Annotated in this window: 13 protein-coding genes and 2 pseudogenes; 12 read left to right on the top strand and 3 right to left on the bottom strand. The window is 58.8% G+C overall.

The window, feature by feature from the left end:
* The first annotated feature begins 343 nt into the window (after positions 1 to 343).
* From FBZ99_RS23930 to FBZ99_RS23945, 5 genes and pseudogenes are all read left to right on the top strand, one after another.
* On the top strand, positions 344 to 691 hold the full coding sequence (locus FBZ99_RS23930) for a DUF7674 family protein (protein ID WP_145635318.1): 348 nt from the start codon (positions 344 to 346) through the stop codon (positions 689 to 691).
* Between the two features lie 64 nt (positions 692 to 755).
* Positions 756 to 2918: pseudogene (locus FBZ99_RS23935) on the top strand (hemagglutinin repeat-containing protein); the annotation flags it as partial.
* A gap of 34 nt (positions 2919 to 2952) precedes the next feature.
* Complete coding sequence (locus FBZ99_RS23940) at positions 2953 to 3447, top strand: hypothetical protein (protein WP_145635323.1); 495 nt, start codon at positions 2953 to 2955, stop codon at positions 3445 to 3447.
* 25 nt (positions 3448 to 3472) lie between these two features.
* A complete protein-coding gene (locus FBZ99_RS33810; protein WP_267903983.1) occupies positions 3473 to 3607 on the top strand; it encodes a hypothetical protein in 135 nt (44 codons plus the stop codon).
* A gap of 148 nt (positions 3608 to 3755) precedes the next feature.
* Positions 3756 to 4535: pseudogene (locus tag FBZ99_RS23945) on the top strand (IS5 family transposase); the annotation flags it as partial.
* Between the two features lie 21 nt (positions 4536 to 4556).
* On the opposite strand, the gene FBZ99_RS23950 reads toward FBZ99_RS23945, so the two are convergent.
* Entirely contained in the window at positions 4557 to 4784 is a 228-nt protein-coding gene (locus FBZ99_RS23950) for a hypothetical protein (RefSeq protein WP_145635325.1), read from the bottom strand.
* Between the two features lie 224 nt (positions 4785 to 5008).
* Between FBZ99_RS23950 and FBZ99_RS23955 the strand changes: the two genes are divergently transcribed.
* The gene (locus FBZ99_RS23955) at positions 5009 to 5347 is read left to right on the top strand and encodes a helix-turn-helix domain-containing protein (protein WP_145635327.1); all 339 of its coding nucleotides are present in this window, start codon (positions 5009 to 5011) and stop codon (positions 5345 to 5347) included.
* A gap of 240 nt (positions 5348 to 5587) precedes the next feature.
* Here FBZ99_RS23955 and FBZ99_RS23960 read toward each other — a convergent pair whose 3' ends face one another.
* Both FBZ99_RS23960 and FBZ99_RS23965 read right to left on the bottom strand, forming a co-directional pair.
* The gene (locus FBZ99_RS23960; RefSeq protein ID WP_145635329.1) at positions 5588 to 5851 is read right to left on the bottom strand and encodes a sunset domain-containing protein; all 264 of its coding nucleotides are present in this window, start codon (positions 5849 to 5851) and stop codon (positions 5588 to 5590) included.
* Between the two features lie 137 nt (positions 5852 to 5988).
* A complete protein-coding gene (locus tag FBZ99_RS23965; protein WP_145635331.1) occupies positions 5989 to 6273 on the bottom strand; it encodes a hypothetical protein in 285 nt (94 codons plus the stop codon).
* A gap of 727 nt (positions 6274 to 7000) precedes the next feature.
* On the opposite strand from FBZ99_RS23965, the gene FBZ99_RS23970 reads away from it, so the two are divergent.
* The 6 genes from FBZ99_RS23970 (at position 7001) to FBZ99_RS24000 (ending at position 15988) form a co-directional block, all read left to right on the top strand.
* Positions 7001 to 11977: a fibronectin type III domain-containing protein gene (locus tag FBZ99_RS23970; RefSeq protein ID WP_186450344.1), complete on the top strand. Its 4977-nt coding sequence runs from the start codon at positions 7001 to 7003 to the stop codon at positions 11975 to 11977.
* A gap of 1276 nt (positions 11978 to 13253) precedes the next feature.
* On the top strand, positions 13254 to 14552 hold the full coding sequence (gene blh, locus FBZ99_RS23980) for a bifunctional sulfur transferase/dioxygenase Blh (RefSeq protein ID WP_145635336.1): 1299 nt from the start codon (positions 13254 to 13256) through the stop codon (positions 14550 to 14552).
* Positions 14543 to 14890: a sulfite-sensing transcriptional repressor BigR gene (gene bigR / locus FBZ99_RS23985; protein WP_145635338.1), complete on the top strand. Its 348-nt coding sequence runs from the start codon at positions 14543 to 14545 to the stop codon at positions 14888 to 14890. Before blh ends, bigR begins: the two co-directional genes overlap by 10 nt.
* Positions 14887 to 15297, top strand: a complete 411-nt coding sequence (locus FBZ99_RS23990; RefSeq protein ID WP_145635340.1) for a YeeE/YedE family protein — start codon at positions 14887 to 14889, stop codon at positions 15295 to 15297. Before bigR ends, FBZ99_RS23990 begins: the two co-directional genes overlap by 4 nt.
* On the top strand, positions 15294 to 15725 hold the full coding sequence (locus tag FBZ99_RS23995; RefSeq protein ID WP_145635342.1) for a YeeE/YedE family protein: 432 nt from the start codon (positions 15294 to 15296) through the stop codon (positions 15723 to 15725). Before FBZ99_RS23990 ends, FBZ99_RS23995 begins: the two co-directional genes overlap by 4 nt.
* The gene (locus tag FBZ99_RS24000; RefSeq protein WP_145635344.1) at positions 15722 to 15988 is read left to right on the top strand and encodes a TSUP family transporter; all 267 of its coding nucleotides are present in this window, start codon (positions 15722 to 15724) and stop codon (positions 15986 to 15988) included. The genes FBZ99_RS23995 and FBZ99_RS24000 overlap by 4 nt, the downstream gene beginning before the upstream one ends.
* The last annotated feature ends 204 nt before the right edge of the window (positions 15989 to 16192 follow it).

The following is a 16192-nucleotide window of genomic DNA, read 5'->3' on the forward strand; positions in this document are numbered from 1 at the left end:
CCGAAGCGCCTTCGGATCCTAGGGGATGACATATGGCTGGCGTACCGAAAGGCAGCGGCAACTAAACCTTAAGTAGTCGATCCTAAACTTAAGAATTTAGTTGATAATGTTTATATGGGAGTCACAAACTCGAACAGAGTTGGCGATGGCACATTGGGTGATGCCGTTCGTTATGAACTTGCGTCAGGCGAGCAAGTTCGTGCGCGGTCGCATGTAATTAAAACACAAGAAACGATTAAGGGTCTCGAGAATTGGATCAAAAATACTCCTAATGCTCTCGCGATTGATCGAAAAATCGCGCTAGCCATAATCGGAGATCTCCAAAATGGATTAAAAGCAGGCGATGACCTTAGCTATATGTGTTGCCTTTACGGCTGGGCTGGCTTTTACGTTTAAGCCACTCGAAGGCATATTGTCTGAGCATTTGCGCGACAACAGTGGTGAAATTTTACCCCATTTGTTGATGGCGGATTATTGCCGTCTTGTTGAGAAAACTCCTGAAAGCCATTGGATCAAAAGCTTTCTCGCATATTTGGAAGAGAATTTTTCGAGCCAAAATGATCCATTGAGCGAGTTGATATCAGTTTCGTTTATCGAGCACCTGTCTCCCGGTGAGCGTTTACCAAACCCTGTGGTAAAGTTGCTTGGTAAGCGAATGAGGGATGAGTATCGGCGCATATTTTCAGAATAGAATACCCTAAATAACACGGGATGGTTTGGGATCATATTATCCCGGCCCAAGGCGCATACCCCATATCAACTTCGGCTGCAGTACAAAAAATGGCTGCGCGGAGACGGACGTCGGGCTCAACGCTTCCTACGGCAAGGGTGGTTTGGAAACCTCCGGCACCAGCCATACGAACACGCATGTGAACGGCACCGGTGATGTCACCATCGTTACCAACGATCTCGCGCTGAAGGGGGCGACGGTCGCCGGCAATTCGGTTGCGATCGACGTCAAGAACCTGACGATCGAAAGCCAGCTGGATACGCGGAAGGCCAAGGCCGATCAGTTTAATGTCTTTGGCCAGATCGGCTTTGGCAACACCGGCGTCTCCGGCACCGTGCAGAAGGCCAAGGGCGATGCGGTGCTCGTGTCCGAACAATCGGGCATCCATGCAGGCACCGGCGGCCTCGACATCGATGTCAGCGGCCAGACCTCGCTTGTCGGCGGGCTGATTACCAGCCAGGCGACGGCGGACAAGAACTCCTTCTCCACCGGCACGTTGACGGTTGCGGGTATCGACACGCATTCGACCTGGAAGGCCGAAACCTATGGCGGAGGGATCGGCACTGGCGGGCTTATCATCGCTCCGCCCGTTAAGGCCGGCGAAAACGAGACCGGCAAGGCCTATTCGGCCATCGGCGGCAATATCGGCATCGCGATCACCGATCCGGCGCATCAGGTGCAGGACATCTCCACGATCCGCCGCGATACCGAGAACACCAATAGCTCGCTGCCCGGTCTGCCGGACCTGCAGAACATCCTGCGCCAGCAGTATAAGACGCAGGCCGATCTGCAGGCGGCGCAAGCGACAATGGCGGGGCTGGTGGGCGATATTGCCAGTGAGTTCTACCGGCAGGCCGCGGAAGGCCGCGACCAGGCTGGAATGGACTATTGGAAGGAGGGTGGAGCCGGCCGCGTGCTGCTGCACACGATCGGCGCCGGCATTCTCGGCGGCGTCAATGGCTGGGAGGGTGCGCTCAAGGGGGCTGCCGGTGCTGCAACTTCAGCGCTGCTGACACCAGCCATTGCCGATCTGGTCAAGGGCATGCTGAAGGACAGCACCTTGTCCGATCAGGACAAGCAGGCGCTTGCAGCAGCTATCGGTTCTAGCCTTAGTGGTCTCGCGGGAGCAATCGGTGGTGGTGAAGGTGCCTCGTATGGCGTCGCGCAGTATCAGTATAATTATCTCGACCATGCCGACAACGATGCGTTGAATGCGGCAAAGGCAGCGTGCAAAGGCGGGGATGATGACGCCTGCAAGGAGAAGGCACGGCTGGAGGCCAAGGATAAGCAGCAGCAGGACGCGATGATTGCGTGCAAACCAAGTGGTTATCAGGCTGAAGGATGCGGTGCAGTTTTCGCTAGCGTGGTAGCTGCGTTGTCGAGTTACAGTGGTACGGCATCATCTTGGTTTATATCCGCAGATGAATACCGCTCAGAACTCGATGAGCTCAACAGGAGCGGCGGGTTCGAGCAAATATTGAAGATCATGGCTCCAGAAGGATTTGATAAACTCTCCCCACAAGAAAGGAGCGACGCCGTCAAGCTTATTACGGTGCTTACCGGGGATCCATTTGGCGTGACCGCCATCCCATCGCTTATTGCAAAGGCCAGCAACGGCGATCCGCTTGCACTTGTTCAAGTGTTGACGTTTTTGTCAAAGTTTAAGACGAACAATGTGCTCAAAAACCTAGGTAACGAGGAACGAACAGGATCTGGTGAGGGAATTTTCCCCGGAATTGCACGTGGAGAGTATGTGCCCGAAAATCCTGCCGTTGGCCAAAATCAGTTGTCTTCGTGCGTTTCTGCCTGCGTTAGAATGGGTAGTAACATCGAATTGCCGGAAGCATACATTCGACAAGCTCTTGGCGATTCTGGCGACGGTGCCTTCCTATCTAGTGTACCTCAAGCGCTCGAACAGCTTGGGTTCCGCGGAAATGCGACTTTTGCCAGCGAGACGACGGCCAACGCTATCTCAGATGCCTTGGCCAAAGGTAATGGAGTAATAGTTACCGTAAAGGTGCCTGGAAGCGTTCAACCACACGCAATAATTGTTGATTCCATTTCGAACAATACCGCCTATATACGTGATCCTTGGCCTCTCGGCGCAGGTTCTAGTTACTCTGTACCCAAAAGCGCGCTGGAGAAAGAAATGACCGGTAGAGCAGTTTTTATACAATCGGCCGACTAACTTGGATTAAGCAAAATCTAACAAAGGCGTAGTCATGATGCTGAAATTGAAACAAATCTGTGATATATATCTCGCGTCTTCCGTCGGCGGAGATCATGGCTGTCTTCAAGGATTGAATTTGTTTACAATTGCTGGGTTTATCGACCGGCAGAAGGTTTATCGTGAATATCTGCGGGTAGATCTGCAACGATTGCACGCTGTTTCGACCGTCACGTGTTTACGTCAAAGTAATATCGTTTCCTTCAGCGTTCCTATTGAGTACCGAGATAGCGAGAACATTCCACAGGAGAAGGCAAGAGCGATTGCTGCTGACTTCTTGAAGGATAGCGATGAACAGCTCACTCATAGTGCGGCCACGGAGTTGTGTCCTCCTGTTTTCTGGGCATTTCAGATCAGCAAGAGAGCTGTTGATCCAGATGTCGAGGAACGAGTCGGATCAAAGCATATCTATATTGATAGAATTGATGGCAGAATTTGGAGCTATCAGGAGGTTTTGGAATACAATTATGACTATAACAATCTGCTATGAATGTTGTTTTTCCGCGGGTTAAATATTGAGTCAGTTGAATGTCTCCGACCTGACCTGGGCCCTTGCCTCCATGGCCGCTGACGGACATCAGGTCAGACCGGAACTCGCCACCGCCCTCAGCACCTACAACGTCGGCCGTGAAGTATCTGCAAGCTGTTGATATTCATTGTATATTTTAGGATTCGGAGTAATCGATATCGCAAGAAAGGGCAGGTTTTCGATCTGTTTTCTTGCGATTTCAGATTTCGGTTTCGCGATGGGCCGAAGCGTGATTCAATCCACCATCGGCGATGCATCGGAGCCCATAAATGTCGAGACCTGATGAACGGCGCGAGACGGGAGAGCAGGATCTGTTCCGATCTCGCCTTGATCAGATCATCGATTTGAAGCACGAACTTGTCCGGCTGGCGCAGACGATCGATTGGCCGTTCCTGGAAGAGCGCTTCGGTGAGGTTTATCGGGACGGCGGCGGCATGCCGCCGCTGCCGACGCGGTTGATGGCGGGGCTTGCGATCCTCAAGCATACGTTCAACCTGTCGGATGATGGGGTTTGCGCCCGTTACCTCGACAGCCCGTATTGCCAGTATTTCTGCGGCGAGACATTCTTCCAACACACATTGCCGTTCGACCGTTCATCGCTGACCCGCTGGCGGCAACGCATGGGTGAGACGCGGATAAAGGCTCTTCTGCAGGAGAGCCTCTCGGTGGCGGTCAAGACCGGTGCGATGAAGCCCTCGGACACGCGGCAGGTGATCGTGGACACGACCGTTCAGCCCAAGAACGTGATGTTTCCGACCGATGCCAAGCTGATCCACCGGGCACGGGAACGGCTGGTGCGACTGGCCAAAAAGACCGGCCTGGAACTGCGCCAAACCTATGTGCGGGTCGGCAAGTTCGCCCTGATCCAGCACCAGCGATATGCCCATGCAAAACAGTTCAAGCGGGCGGGCAAGGCACTGCGCAAGCTGAGGACCTATCTCGGGCGAACTATCCGCGACATTGAGCGCCAGATTGCCGGCGATGAGCAGCTCCGAGCGATCTTCATATGGCCGCTCTACCAGGCGAAGACCGTCATGGACATGAAGCGCCTTCCGGCCGAGTGAAACGCCTTACTTTCGGCGCTGCCATTCGGCTTCCATTTTCGTGAGATCCGATTCCAGCATGGCGCGCATCAGGATGTGCATGTCGACCAGTCGCCGATGGTCGCTCTCATCCGGGGACTCGACGGCTGCGGCAACAAGCTTGGCAACCATCTGCTTCTGCCCCTCGATCTCGACCCTGGTTCGATCGATCGCAAGTAATAGATCCACATCCGCCAACCTTTTGTATTTCGGCATCAGGCGCGCCCTCGCTATTCATGCGGGAGGACAGTAGCATGCGCTGAAAAGACCACCAATTGGTTGCAGGCAGGTCCTCGATCAAAAGAATGCGAGACCTCACGAAAAGGCGAGGATTTTGAAAGAACGCCGGGATTTTGAAAGTCCCGACAGCCAAGTCACGCAAGCATAGCTTCTTTGCAACCGGGAGGTCATGAAGATGAGAGCCAGTCCACGAAGGATCCTTGTGCCACCGGGATATCCACCCCGTCGATCGTCACGTCGAACGCCAGATCCGGCTCCTGCGCATTCAATGGAACTTATCGCTAAGGGACGTGGGCCGACAAATCGGCCTCAGCCACTGGCAGATGCATAATTATGAAACCGGCAAGAACCGCGCCGATGCCTCCTTGCTCTATGAGATCGCACGCTTCTTTCGGATTTCGCCGACACGGTTTTTTGAGGGTCTGCCGGAACCCGGCGCCAAAGATGTCCACGCCGCGGCTGCCGAGCTCGACGAGCGTCTTGCCTACATCGCGACCATGTTGCGGCTTTCCCCCGGCTTCGGAACCGTATCGTTGTGATCGTCAGTATTCTCGCCAATCAGCAATCCGAAGTGCGAACGCCCGACACGTGACGGCAAGAAAAAGATAGTTGGGCGTGTGGATTGTCTGCTATGGTTTTTATGCCCAGTCGCCGGCGCACATGCCCTTGTGTCGGCGACGTGCCCTGCTGCCGCCTGCCTAACGGTGGTGGCAGGGCTCCCTGGGATGCGAACCCTCATCCACCTCAGTTGACCCAAGCCGCTTTAAATTCTCGGGCGCCTACCTTCCGGCTTTCCGCCATCCGGCGGCCCTGGCATCGGCTTCGGAGCAGAACCACCGCTCGCCTTTGCTGTAGGTAATCACGGTCTCGGCGTAATACTCTTGACCCGGCATATGATAGATCTTCTGTCCGCCGTTGTAGGAGATGTTGCCCTTGATGGTGCAGGCCGGATCATAGAGTTCACGTGGCACCAGCGTGTACCCGCCCGAGGCGAGGAAGATAGCGGTCGAACTGCCGATGACGAGGAATGTGAACTTGCTCATGACGCCACGATAGCCGGACACAATTGCAGATTGCTTCCCGCGATCGCTAGAATTCGAACAAAGAGTGTGCGATGGCCGGCATTAGATCTTTAAGGGGCGCGCAACGTCTCCAATCGTGCATGTCACCGCGTTTAGGGCTATGCCACCAGCGTGCCCCATTCTGATCGCCACATGGAAACGTCATCTATAATAACCGCTACATGGGTAAATGGCGTTTGAGGCAGAATTGATTGCGCTTGCGAAAGTGCAACAGATACCGGGGAATCATGCTTCGGGTTGGCTTTGTAGAATTTTCCATCTGGATGCTGGAACGTTGGAAAATCGATTGATGCTCGTAGCTCGTCGCCAACGCTAAGGATGCGGACAGTAATGCCATCGTCCGCCAGCGCCTTAACATGATTAAATGTGTTCCCGGTCCTCATCTCCGCTCTCGCAATTTTTAGAGTTCCTCTATCGCCACCGGAGCTTTTCGACGGATGCACTGAAGTGAATGTCTGTCGTTCCCACAAGGCTAGCCATGCCAATCCTGAAAAACACCCGCCATGAGAGTGGCCGATCTTTGAATGACAATCAATGAAATTCCGTGGACGCTCACTTGCCAAAAGACATGCCTCGGTTACGAGCACGTTCGCGAGGCAAACGCAGCGCTTGCGAAGATTGAGAAGGGTTTCGTGTGCACCAGAAGTGACGTCCAGATCTCAAGATATTGCTAGGGCTTGAGAAAATTCAACTTATGGCCGAGAGGTTCAATCCCTTCGAGACCGAGATCTTAATCATTTCCCTGATCCTCCATGGGTCCTCCGCAGATCGCTAAGCTGCCACACCGAGTGAATTTAGCAACACCATCGAATAAATGGGGCGAATACTTCTTTGGTCGCCTAGTCGTCGTTGACAATAGTCGATGAATCCGAGACTGAAACAGAATATCTCTATTTTAAGATCGGATCCCTTTACTTGATCTAGAGAGGTTATGGGCGGATAGCGTACAGGTCGCTTGAGACATGCGGTCTGTCGGCAGTATGGCGGGTCGCTGGCATGGCGGGGATTTCGGTGCGTTGGGCTTGGGCGCGTCTTTGTGCCCTGCGGTTGTCATTTTTGTGTAACTGGGCGTTGCGCCTCGTCGGGGGCAGTCTCGCTACGTTTGTAAGCTTGTTTGGGCTCCTAATCCTGCTGGACTCGTCGCCCGCGCTCGCCAACATCGCCTGCCCCTACAACCTGACTTTTACGACGACCGGCGCGGGTGCTGCTCAGACTATACAGACCTACAACAACGGCACCGGTTGCGATGGGCAGAGAGCGGGTCTCTTCCGGAGTTCGTCCGCCGATTGGAACGGATCGGCCACCCCGGTCGGCTTTAGCGGCTTTGAGGCCGTCACCTCGACCCAGGGCAATACCTTTTATTTTCGCTGGAACGATCTGCAGGGCGACGGGAATGACGGCTACACCATCTATCTCGGCACCCAGACGGCGAACGGCCCGGACAGCATAACCCTGTATGCCGCCAGCGGCAGCGACATCAGCAGCGCTCCCGATACGACCGTCACGTTCAGTTTCACCATTCCGAACGTCGCTGGGCCGACCGTATCGGCGATCAGCCCGAACCATGGCTCGACTGGCGGCGGTACGGCGGTAACGATAACCGGTACGGGCTTCGTCGCGGGATCGACCACAGTCACCATCGGCGGCAACGCGGCGACCAGCGTGTCGGTCGCGAGCCCGACCTCGCTCACGGCCGTCACGCCGGCCGGTACGGCCGGCGCGGCGAGCGTGATCGTCACCACCTCCGGCGCCAGCAATAGCGCCAACTCGCTCTATACCTACGTCACCCCACCCACTGCGAGCTCGTTCAGCTACGGCACAACGGTTCCCTACAATTCCGGTAGCGCGTCTGCGACGAGCATCGACGTCAGCGGCCATGTTACCAACAGCCCGTCCAGCTATGCGGTCGGTTCGGCGACCACGGCACAGGGCGGCTCGGTCTCGATCAACAGCTTGGGCAGCGCCAGCTACACCCCGCCCATAGGCTTTCGGGGCAACGACAGTTTCACCTATGTCGCGACCAACAGCGGCGGCACCTCGTCGCCGGCGACGGTTACGGTCACGGTCGGCAATCCCACCATCACGGTCACGCCGACGACCCTTACCACCGCGACCTATGGCTCTTCATACAGCCAGTCGCTGACGGCGAGCGGCGGCAAGGCCCCCTACACGTTCAGCACCGCACTTGCTTCCGGCGCCCTGCCGGCTGGCCTGACCCTTAGCAGCAGCGGCACGATCTCGGGCACGCCAACAGCGGCTGGTCATTTCACCTTCACGGTGACTGGAACCGATAGTTCGGACGGCACCGGCCCTGCCACGTTCACCAGCAGCACGATCTCGCTGACGGTAAACGCGGTCGTCCCAGGCGCGCCGTCGATCGGGTCGGTGACCGCCGGCAATGGCCAGGCGACGGTCAGCTTCTCCGCACCCGCCTCGAATGGCGGTGCCGCGATCACCGGCTATACGGTGACCTCCAGCCCCGGCGGCTTCGCGGCCACCGGGACAGGCTCGCCGATCACCTTGACGGGCCTCACGAACGGCACTTCCTATACCTTCACGGTGAAAGCAACGAATTCGGTTGGTACCGGCAGCGCCTCCCCGGCATCCAGCGCGGTAACGCCCTCGACCGTGCCGGGCGCGCCGACAATCGGATCGGCGACCGCCAGCAACGGCCAGGTAACGGTCGGCTTCTCCGCACCTGCCTCGGACGGCGGCGCTGCGATCACCGGTTATACCGTGACCTCCAGCCCCGGTGGCTTTACCGCCACCAGTACGGGTTCACCGATCACCGTAACGGGTCTTACGAACGGGACATCGTACACTTTCACGGTGACCGCGACGAACGTGAACGGCACCGGCGCAGCGTCTTCGGCATCCAATGCGGTGACGCCCGCGACCGTGCCGGGCGCGCCGACGATCGGATCGGTCACGGCGGGCAATGGTCAGGCGCTGATCGCCTTCTCTGCCCCCGCCTCGAATGGCGGCGCCGCGATCACAAGCTATACCGTGACCTCAAGTCCTGGCGGTTTGACAGGAACTGGCAGCGCTTCGCCGATCGTGGTGGGAAGCCTGACCAACGGCACCGCCTATACCTTCACGGTGACTGCCACCAACAGCGTCGGCACCGGCAGCGCGTCCTCGGCATCCAGTGCGGTGACACCCTTGACAATGCCGGGCGCGCCGACGATCAGTTCGGTGACGGCGGGCAATGGCCAGGCGACAGTCGCATTCACGCCACCGGTCTCGAACGGCGGCGCCACGATCACCAGCTATACCGTGACGTCCAATCCTGGTGGCTTCACGGCCACCGGTACCGGCTCGCCGCTGACGGTGACGGGCCTCTCCAACGGTACCAGTTATACCTTCACGGTGACCGCGACCAATGCTTCTGGCACCGGCAGCGCCTCCCTAGCGTCGAGCGCGGTGACGCCCGCCACGCTTCCGGGCGCCCCGACGATCGGGTCGGTGACTGCCGACAACGGTCAGGCGACGGTTGCATTCACGCCCCCCGCTTCGAACGGCGGCGCTGCGATTACAAGCTATACCGTCACTTCAAGTCCTGGCGGTTTGACAGGAACTGGCGGCACTTCGCCGATCGTGGTGGCCGGCCTGACGAACGGCACCGCCTATACCTTCACGGTTACCGCGACCAATACCATCGGGACGGGTGCTGCCTCTTCGGCATCGAGCGCGGTAACGCCCTCGACCGTGCCGGGCGCGCCGACGATCAGTTCGGTGACGGCCGGCAATGGCCAGGCGACGGTCGCATTCACGCCACCGGCATCGAATGGCGGCGCCGCGATCACCAGCTATACCGTGACGTCCAATCCCGCCGGCCTGACCGCAAGTGGTAGCGGCTCGCCGTTGACGGTGACGGGCCTCTCCAACGGCACCAGCTATACCTTCACGGTAACGGCGACCAATGCCTCCGGCACCGGTGCGGCCTCGGCCTCGTCCAGTTCGGTGACGCCCGTGGCCGCGCCGACGGCGGGGGCGGTTAGCATGACCGTTGCGGCCAACAGTAGCGCGAACCCCGTCACGCTTGCTTTGTCCGGCGGCACCGCCACAGCGGTTGCCGTGGCAACGGCGCCGGCCCATGGCACCGCCACGGCCTCGGGCACCGCGATCACCTATACGCCGACATCAGGCTACAGCGGATCGGACAGTTTCACCTATACTGCCACGAATGCCACCGGCACCTCCGCGCCTGCAACGGTCAGCGTGACGATCTCGGCGCCGACACTGACCTTCTCGCCGCCAGGCAGCACCTTGCCGGCCGGTGTCGTCAACGTAGCCTACAGCCAGACGGTCACAGCATCGGGGGGCACCAGCCCCTATGGCTACGCTGTCGTCGGCACGCTGCCCCCGGGTCTTTCGCTCAACCATGCCACAGGCGCCATCACCGGCACGCCGACGGCGGCGGGGAACTACAGCTTCTCCATCAGCGCCACTGACGCCAACAATGCCACAAGCTCGGCCGCCTATACGATCGCGGTTGCACCGCCGGCAGCTACCTTCACCTTCTCGCCGTCAGGCGGCGCGCTGCCGCAGGCCATGGCCGGCGAGGCCTACAGCCAGCAGATCACCGCCACCGGCGGGGTCGGAACCACGATCTACAGCCTGGCTTCCGGCACGCTGCCGAACGGTCTGATCCTCAATATCTCCACCGGCCAGCTCACCGGACCGCTCGCTGCCGGCACGCAAGGGGACTACAGCTTCTCCATCCAGGCCAGGGACAGCAATGGCTCGACGGCGACGGTGGCATTCACGCTCAAGGTCATCCAACGCGCCGTCAGTGCGACGGATCAGGTCATCAACGTGCCGGAAGGGTCGACACCGCCGGATGTGTATCTGAACCGTGGCGCCACGGGTGGGCCGTTCACATCCGCGGATCTGGCGTTTGTCACGCCGCCGAATGCGGGCACGGTGACGATCATCCAGGGTCAGCTGGCGCAAGCGGGGCCGGCAACCGCCCCGGTCGGTTGGTACCTGCACTATACGCCAGACCCGGCCTATTCCGGCCAGGTCCGCGTCGGCTTCAAGCTCGTCAGCGCGCTTGGAACCTCCAATGTCGGCACCATCACCTACAATGTCCGATATGACGCCGCAAAGGTCGCCGAGGACATCGACGGCCTTGTCCGCGGCTTCGTCCAATCCAGGCAGAACATGATCGCCAACACGATCGAGGTGCCCGGTCTCCTGCAACGCCGGCAGATGCAGAAGGCGACCGATCCGATCACCGCGCTCGCGTCACCCTCCGAGCAGGGCATGAAGCTCGGCTTCTCCACCAGCCTGGCGCAGATGCGGGCCGCCCGCGGTGACGACGATGCCGGCTCCGCGCCGTTCAACGTCTGGATCGGAGGCGCGTTCCTGATGCATGACGACAAGAGCAAGAAGGATAGCACCAGCAAGTGGGGTAGCTTCGGCATGGTCAACATGGGCGTCGACTATCTGCTGTCGGAAAAGGCGCTGGTCGGTGTGTCCTTCCACTACGACCGTATGACCGATCCGACCGATCAGGATGCCAAGCTGACCGGCAATGGCTGGCTGGCCGGTCCCTATGCTTCGCTGGAGCTGGGCAAGGGTGTGTTCTGGAACGGTAGCCTGCGCTATGGCGGATCGAGCAACACCATCAACACCCAGTTCTGGGACGGCGGCTTCAAGACGACACGCTGGATGGCCGACACCTCGATCGAGGGGCAATGGGACCTCGACGAGGCCACGACGATCTCGCCCAAGCTCAGGGCCGTCTACTTCTCCGAAAAGGTCGACGACTACACGGTCAAGAACAGTTCAGGCGATGCCATTACCATTGACGGGTTCAACGAGGACCAGTTCCGCGTTAGCCTGGGTGCCGAGATCGCCCGCTCGTTCACGATGGAGGACGGCACGAAGCTCACGCCTAAGCTCGGTGTCACCGGCGGCTTTTCCGGGCTTGACGGTTCGGGTGCGTTCGGAGCTGTGACCGCCGGCATGAGCCTGGAGACCGCAAGCTTCTGGATGCTCGACACAAGCATCCTCTTCAACATCGAAGGCGACGGACAGAAATCCGTCGGCGCGAAAGTCGCGGCATCCAAGAAGTTTTGAGGAGAATTTTGAACGAAGTCGAGGAAAGTGAAGTTGAGGGCGCTGCCGACGCTCTCTCCAACGGTATCGACCGGAGGGTTGGCATAGTTATTTCTCAAAAGATGATTTCGCCCTGATTATGACATTATTTGACTCATTAAAAGTCGCGCCGGAGGGTCTTCAGCGCTCTTTGGGCGATTAGCCGCATCTTGCCAACAAAGCCTTTTCGGCCGAAACAGGCCCGGGCGAGCAGGTATTTACTTGCCGACATCGGCCCCGCCGATCATCAGCTCTAGCCCTGCTACAAGGCTTCATGGTCCTTGGCGGCCGCAACGGCTCCCTTTCGTGCCGCCCATCGCACAACGACACTAGCTTGAATAATGAGGGGACGACCTGGCGTTTGTTTCCCATCTTCCAAGTCTTGCCAAGCCGTTGCTTGTCGTGAGCCCGAGCCGCGCGGCAAAACCCTCCAGCGTTCTAACGTCTCGGCTCTGGCGCCAGTGCTGTCGGAGCCGTTGCGATGATCGGGCCAATCCCAAGAACGGTTATCAAGCGCCGCGTAACGTTATCTTCTTTGGCACGGGGACTACCTCCGTAAGCGCCCGATCCGCGAACCACGAAAGCCAGTCATCTATGGTGAGCGTGGTGCTCGCCGCCTCCAGCATTGGGTAATAGTCCTTGGCGATGCTTCAGCAACGATATCGACAATGCGCTGAAGGTAGCGTGGAGATCGCTCGTGCAAGCACGCTTTCGGCGATCGCCCGGCCGATACGGCTGACCTGCCGTCCTCAAAAGGATGGATGCTCCTAAATCACAGACGGGCAATGCCGGCACGGGTGAGGGCGGCAAGCGGTTTGGGTCCTTCGGGTGAGGTTTGTTCGAACCATTCGAGAAGTCTGTCCATCTCCGCTGCCAGGCGATTGGATGCAGGTGCTTCGAAGTGCATGCGCCGGCGCCCCAAAGTACCTGAGACGATCTGCATCGGTTCGTCATGACGGCGATGGCTGCCGATAGCTGCGATATCCAGGCGCCATCATGATCATTCGCTGCCATTCGAATAGCCGCGCCTCGGTTATAGGATCAAGCGGGTGGCGGTAGAGGCCCGCCATCATTTCGGCGATGCCAGCTTCGGCCGGCCGGCTGTGGAGAGGCGCCGCCGCAAGCCATTTTTCTAGGTCTGCGTGCTGCCTCTTCGCTCTGTAGTCTGCCGCGGCAATAAAACTCCTCGAGAGGCTTGAGGTGTCTACATTATACAATATATTATAATGTATATTGTTCATGGACTACGGAGCCAGTCATGTCTGCCATCAAGGTTTCCGAGAGGCTATCGGTCTCGCCGCAGCCGAGCGTCGACGATATCAGATCACTGCATGGCTGGGGATTCACGACGCTGATCAACAACCGCCCGGACGGCGAGGACGCCGCCCAGCCCGGCACGGACGTCGAAAGCCGGGAGGCCGAGCAATGCGGCCTGTCCTACGCGTACATCCCGATCACCCTCGCCACGATCACCGAAGCCGACGTGCGTGCATTCCAGAAGGCGCTCGACGCCTCCGAAGGCCCGGTCTTGGCGCACTGCAAGTCGGGCACGAGGTCACTCAGCCTCTATCTGATCGGCGAGGTCCTCGACGGGCGAATGGCAACGGAAGACGTCGCCGAGTTTGGACGCGCCAGCGGCTTCGACACCAGTGCCGCTGCCTCCTGGCTCAAGCAGAACGCCGCGCGTCGGCCGCAGGTGAAGGGTTTCTTCGACAAGCGCACCTGGAGCGTGCAGTATGTCGTTTCCGATCCCGAGACGTCCAAGTGCGCCATCATCGATCCAGTGCTCGACTTCGATGAGAAGTCCGGAGCCACCGCAACCATCAATGCTGATGCGATCCTCGACTATGTCCACGACAGCGGTCTAACCGTCGAGTGGATCCTCGACACTCATCCGCACGCCGACCATTTCTCCGCAGCCCATTATCTTAAGGAGAAGACCGGCGCCCGGACGGCGATCGGCGAACGCGTCGTCGATGTTCAGAAGTTGTGGAAGGGCATCTACAATTGGCCGGACCTTGCCACCGACGGTTCGCAATGGGACCGGCTGTTCGCCCACGCAGAGATCTTCAAGATAGGCTCCATCGATGGGAAGGTTATGTTCTCGCCAGGCCATACACTTGCCTCAATCACCTATGTGATCGGCGATGCGGCGTTCGTTCACGACACGCTGTTCATGCCCGACAGCGGCACGGCGCGCGCGGACTTCCCTGGAGGCGACGCCCTCGTCCTTTGGAAATCAATTCAGGGCATTCTCGCTCTTCCGGAAGAAACACGCATCTTTACCGGACACGACTACCAGCCGTACGGTCGTGCCCCGCGCTGGGAAAGCACGGTGGCCGAACAGAAGAAGACCAACCAGCATCTTGCCGGTATGACGGAAGAGCAGTTCGTGGCGCTCCGGACCAAGCGGGACTGGACGCTGCCCATGCCGAAGCTCATCCTGCATGCCCTGCAGGTTAACATCCGCGGCGGGCGCCTTCCAAAGCCGGAAGCCAATGGCAAGCGCTACCTTAAATTTCCCCTCGATGCGTTGCAGCGAGCCGCATGGGAATGAGGACCGAATCGAAGGCGGTGATGAAGGCGGGGCTCTCCCCCGTGGAGATGGCCGGCCGGGCCGGAGAGGTCGCCGATCTCCTAAAGACCTTGTCGCATCAGGCGCGTCTGATGATTGTCTGCTCGCTCGTCGAGGGAGAGTTCTCCGTCAGCGAGCTCGAAGAAAAACTCGACATCCATCAGCCGCATCTTTCCCAGCATCTGACGGTACTGCGCAGCTCGGGAATTGTCGAAACACGGCGTGAGGGAAAGCAGATCTTCTACAGCCTAACCGAGGAGAAGGCCGCGCAACTCGTCTCCGCCCTCCATAACATCTTCTGCGTAAAGGACGAGACATGAACATCTATGCCCGGTCTCTGGCTGGCGGCATGCTGATCGGTGCATCCGCGGCTATGCTCCTGCTTCTGAACGGCCGGATCGCTGGCATCAGCGGTATCGTCGGGCGTCTGGCCCAAGGCGTCGGGCTGGCTACCAATCTCGCCTTCGTGCTCGGGCTGCTGCTTGGCCCGTTGGCCTACCTACTGGCATTCGGCGGGTGGCCGGTTGTTGAGATTACCGCAAGCTGGCCTCTTATTGTTGTGGCCGGTCTGCTCGTCGGCTTCGGCTCGCGCATGGGATCTGGGTGCACCAGCGGCCACGGCGTACTCGGGCTTGCCCGCCTGTCTGCGCGATCGATGGTGGCCGTCGCCACCTTCCTGTCAACCGGCATGATCGCGGTCACGGTTCTTCGAGGGCTCGGACTATGAACAGAAACATCTACCAGTTCCTCGCGGCGCTCTTGTCAGGCATAGCCTTCGGCTTCGGCCTGTCGCTTTCCGGCATGCTGAACCCCATGCGCGTCCAGGGTTTTCTCGACGTCTTCAGTAACTGGGATCCAAGTCTTGCCTTCGTCCTCGGCGGCGCAGTCATCGTCGCCTTCATCGGCGTGCAGGTCATGAAGCGGTTAAGACATCCCGCGTTCGACGACAGCTTCCAGGTACCTGGGAACCGGAAGATTGACTCGCCGCTCGTCGTCGGTTCGGCTTTGTTCGGCCTCGGCTGGGGGATTGGCGGCTTCTGTCCCGGCCCTGCCGTCGCCTCCCTGTCGATTGGTATCCCGCAGACGGTGCTATTCGTGGTCGCCATGCTGATCGGCATGACATTCCACGACCGGGTTTGGAGCAGAAGGACATGAGCTTCTCCATTTTGCCGGCCGTTGGCTCCGGTGGAATCGTTGGCTTCATGTTTGGCCTGCTCGGTGGCGGAGGCTCGATCCTGGCGACGCCGCTCCTGCTCTATGTCGTCGGCGTCGCGCAACCTCATATCGCTATTGGTACCGGCGCGCTTCGGCGGCGTTTAGCGGCCCCTGCCAAGGGTCGTTCAAAAATATTGCCTTTGAACATGGCCATGGCCGCTTACTTTTCCAATTACCTGTCGTGTGAAGTCCGGCCTCAATAACGAATGTTTGGAGTAGCAATTGCCCAACCGCGAGCGGCTGGGTGCCGTAACATAGTCGCGAAATGCGCGCCGAAGATGCATGTTGCGCAATTTTCATGTTGTTCTCTGGCTGTAAAATGCTCCTCATGATAGAGGGAATTGAAAGGCACTCCCGCGTTTGACGAGAAAGCGCAAGCACGGTGCTGACATTGGGGCGTGGGGCAG

This window comes from Rhizobium sp. ERR 1071, from assembly GCF_007828675.1.
GTDB lineage: Bacteria > Pseudomonadota > Alphaproteobacteria > Rhizobiales > Rhizobiaceae > Rhizobium > Rhizobium dioscoreae.